The organism is Cetobacterium sp., from assembly GCF_051658645.1.
Taxonomy (GTDB): Bacteria; Fusobacteriota; Fusobacteriia; order Fusobacteriales; family Fusobacteriaceae; genus Cetobacterium_A.
Genome location: NZ_JBOFMZ010000006.1, coordinates 1 through 4035 on the forward strand (window position 1 = coordinate 1; position 4035 = coordinate 4035).

The window sequence follows — 4035 nt, forward strand, 5'->3', positions numbered from 1 at the left end:
TTTTTTTTTTTTTTTTTTTTTTATTAAAAAATTATTAATTACAAACATATTCCATTGTACAATCAATTATTGGACAAATGTCCTTTCTTTCTCTATACAACTACTTTTATACCGTGTTTAAAAAGAATATTCCGTACTTCTGAAGAAACCGTTTTCAAAAACATCTCCTCTTTTCCCTCCAGTCTCCAATAATTACACAATGTAAACATATAATCTTCCACCATGTGCTTAAACAATATCCACAGCTCTATACAAACTGACCTGTTTTTGGCTATATTTCTTCTTTTCCATATAGCGTTTTTCGCCAAAACAATTAACAAATTGATCATGGTTTTATTCCTACACTTTCCCTCCACTCCTAACATGAAAATTCTTTGCCAGTCCTGATTTTCTTTTCTTACTCCTAACTCGTTCATCATTTCTTTTAAGTATTGAAAGAAAAAAAATAATTTCTCACACAGTAAAAACAAATGAAACAACCCTTCATCTTGTTTATAACACACCTTACATAATGCAGTTTGTTCTATTTTTATCATACACAACCTCATTTCTGACCATATTACATTATGCTTTATAAAATAATCAAGACATTCCAGATTTGCGCTCACCAATATTCCCCGTGTATTTTCCCATATTTCTTCCTCTTTAAGCCCATTAAAGTGTCTTAACCACATATCATTTGAATTTGTTTTTTTAAAAACTCCTTCCCTAAATACCTTATAAAACATTTTAACATTTCCTGATCTTAGCTCCATCCATTTATCTTGATTTGTGAAATACACTTCAACCTTCCCTTCTTTCTTTTCCCCTTTCTGTATTTCACTCAGCCACTCTTTAGGTATTGCACTTTTCAACTCTTCATATTGTTTCTTAATACTTCTTAAATCATATTCTTCCTTAAACTCTTCCAACTCATCAATGACGGCTTGAACTGGTAAAAAACCTTCTCTTACCTCATACAATACATCTCTCACTCTTGAAATCCCAACCTGCCACCACTTTTTAAAAAATATTTCTCTCCCATTGTTCACAATATGCTTATTAAAAAACAGTGGTTGATTTAAAATTACTTCCCTTCCTTCAGGTTTAAAATCCACCTTTGAGAGAAAAAGACCCCAAGCTTTTAAAACTTCTCCATAAAAATCAGGTACCCCTTTAATCATCCATTCTTTCATTTTCATCCATAAAACACTATCCCCCATATTCCCCTCCCCACATTTTTTAAGAAAATACTTCATAGTTTCTTTCCATTCTCCCTTCTCTTCTTTATCAAGGTATTTTTTCACCACTTTGATTCTCAAACTCTTTTTCTTTATTTCTACGTCAGCTAGACCCATCCCTCCTTTATCTATCTGTCCAATCAAAGTATTATATGCAATCCTTGGGGGCTTTTTCTCCCAAACAAACTCTACAACACATCTTTTTATTCTCATTTCCACCCATCTTGGTGTTGCCATCACAGTTAAAATGTACCACATTTTAGATAACATTAAAACATTTACCACTAAAATTTTCCCTTTTAAACTTAAAGATCTTCCCTTCCAAAATCTTAATCTCTTCTCCATTTCTCCCACCACATTTTCAAACATTCTTTCTCTTGCCCCTTTTTCATCTTTCCCTAAGGTCACACCCAAAATTTTTGTTTCCTGAACCTCTTCAAAGTTAAAACCCCCAAACAAACTAGGTACTCCCCCAAATCTCATGTACACGGTCTTTTCTTCATTTACTTTTGCACCTGTACCCTTACCATATCTCTTTACTTTTCCCATTACCTCCTTCACACTCTCCAAATCCTTTAATATCAACGTCGTGTCATCTGCATATTGAAAAATAATTTTCCCCTCTTTTCCTTCTTCTATTCTAATACCTTGAGTATCCTTATCCTTTTTAATCATCAATCCTAATGGTTCCGCTACTAGTGTATACAGCTGCGCTGATAGAGGGCATCCCTGTCTAATTGATCTTGTAATTTTAAAAGGTTTAGTTAAAAATCCATTACATTTCACTTTTGTCATTACATTTTTATATAGAATTGTAATCCATTCTTTAAAGATGTTCCCAAATCCAAAATGCTCCAAAACTGCAAATAAAAAACTGTGTTCAACCCTGTCAAAAGCTTTTTCAAAATCTAAGTTAATAACATATCCATTCTCCTGCCTTTCATTTAAAACACTGATTATGTCTCTTATTCCACTAGTTATGTCTGCGATATCCCTTCCTTTTACACCATACGCTTGGTTGGTTGTTATAATTGTGGGTAAAACCTTATTTAATCTGTTTGCTAAAATCTTGGCTAGTATTTTCATATCCGTGTTCAACATCGTTATTGGCCGAAAGTTATTTAACATATTTTTACTTCCTTTTCTTTTATATATTAATTTCATCAATCCCATACTCATCCTTTGGTCAAATTCCTTTTTTATAAAAATCTCCTGATATACTTCCTTTAAAATCCCACTTATTTTTTCCTTAAACACTTTATAAAATTCATTAATTAGTCCATCTATCCCTGGACTTTTCTTTCCTTTCAGCATATTTATAGCATCTATAATTTCCTCTTCACTAATTTCCTTGTCACATTCCTCTTTATCCTCCTTTCTTACTTTAGCAGTAACACACCTTAATAGTTTATTTTTCTCCTGTTCATCTATTCCTTGGGTACTAAAAAGCTCCTCATAATACTCTTTAACTTCCTTTAAGATACCATCCGTCCCCTTAACTATTTCACCATTTTTAGAATGTAATTCTTTTATTAACTCTGACCGTCCTCTATTTTTTTCCAAATCAAAGAAAAAATTGGTGCACTTTTCTCCCTCAATTGTATATTTTGCTTTGCTTCTTAATATAGCTCCTCTACACTTTTCTTGCTCGATTTTTTTCAACTCCTCCTCCAACATTATGATTCTTTTTATTTGTGTTTCACTCTTACTTGTCTCTTCCTTCATTTTTCTTCTTATTTCTACTTCCCTAGCTTTTTTAGCTCTCTGTACTAATTTGCTGTAATTTATAGATTTCTTTTTTATTTCATACTTTACATTTTGCCACCATAATCGTTTATCTTCTAAATACATTCCATCTTCTTTCTCTTTTTCCAATAATTCTTCTATTTCTCTTCTATAATTTTCATTATTTAAAAGTCCTGAGTTTAAAATCCAAACACCAGGTCCTCTTTTTTCAATACTAAAATCTATTTTCCATAAAAGCATTTTATGGTCGCTCAAACCAGTTTCTTTATAATGAATATGCTCCAGAAAACACTCCATATCTCTTTTACTTAAAATAAAATCTATTCTTGTTTGGCACATAAAGTTCCCAACTAGTTGTCTTCTTGAAAAGTTTCTTTTTCTTTGATTCTTTTCTCTCCAAACGTCTATCAAATTATCCTCTTCCATCATTGCAATTAAAAATTTCCTCCCAACATCTGTTTTAAAAACCATTCCATCTGCCATGTCAAATTTGCTAAAAACTGTATTAAAATCCCCAACTAATATTGCATTTTCCCATTTCTTAGTTAAAATTTGTAAATCTTCAAAAAATTTCTTTTTTTCTTTCTCTTGTGTAGGTGCGTGTACATTGATTATCACAAAAACTTTCTCCCCTTGTCTGATTTCAATGGCATTACATTTTCCTTTCAAATCATTATATATTTCTTTTACTTCAAAATCCACATCTTCCCTTATTAGAATAGCCACTCCTCTTCCCATTCTTCCATCTCCATTGTTATAGAACATTTCTCCATTCCATCTCTTTTTAAAATCGTCCATTACCTCATTCTTCCAGTTCGTTTCTTGCAATAAAATAACTTCTTCATTTTTACATATCTCTTTCACCATATTGAATTTTTCTTTACTCATCAACCCTCTTGCATTCAAACATGCAAGTCGTATAGCCATCAGAAAAAATAATAAGTAATTTAAAATCAACATATTTGTCAAACATCCCCATACTCCTCCAAATCTCTCAGTACTTCAAAGCTATTTCTTGATGCTTTTTTCCTAGGTAAATCAAGTCTTGGTGTTACCTTTATTGACCTTC

Annotated in this window: 1 protein-coding gene; it reads right to left on the reverse strand. The window is 31.8% G+C overall.

Going from position 1 to position 4035, the window contains the following annotated elements:
* Nucleotides 1-92: 92 nt before the first annotated feature.
* Entirely contained in the window at nucleotides 93-3854 is a 3762-nt protein-coding gene (locus tag ACRCZX_RS00115; RefSeq protein WP_438580925.1) for a reverse transcriptase domain-containing protein, read from the reverse strand.
* Between the last annotated feature and the right edge of the window lie 181 nt (nucleotides 3855-4035).

Bases quoted from the DNA above. Each gene is read 5' to 3' on its own strand.
- ACRCZX_RS00115 (WP_438580925.1), bottom strand. From the start codon at position 3,854: ATGAGTAAAGAAAAATTCAATATGGTGAAAGAGATATGTAAAAATGAA.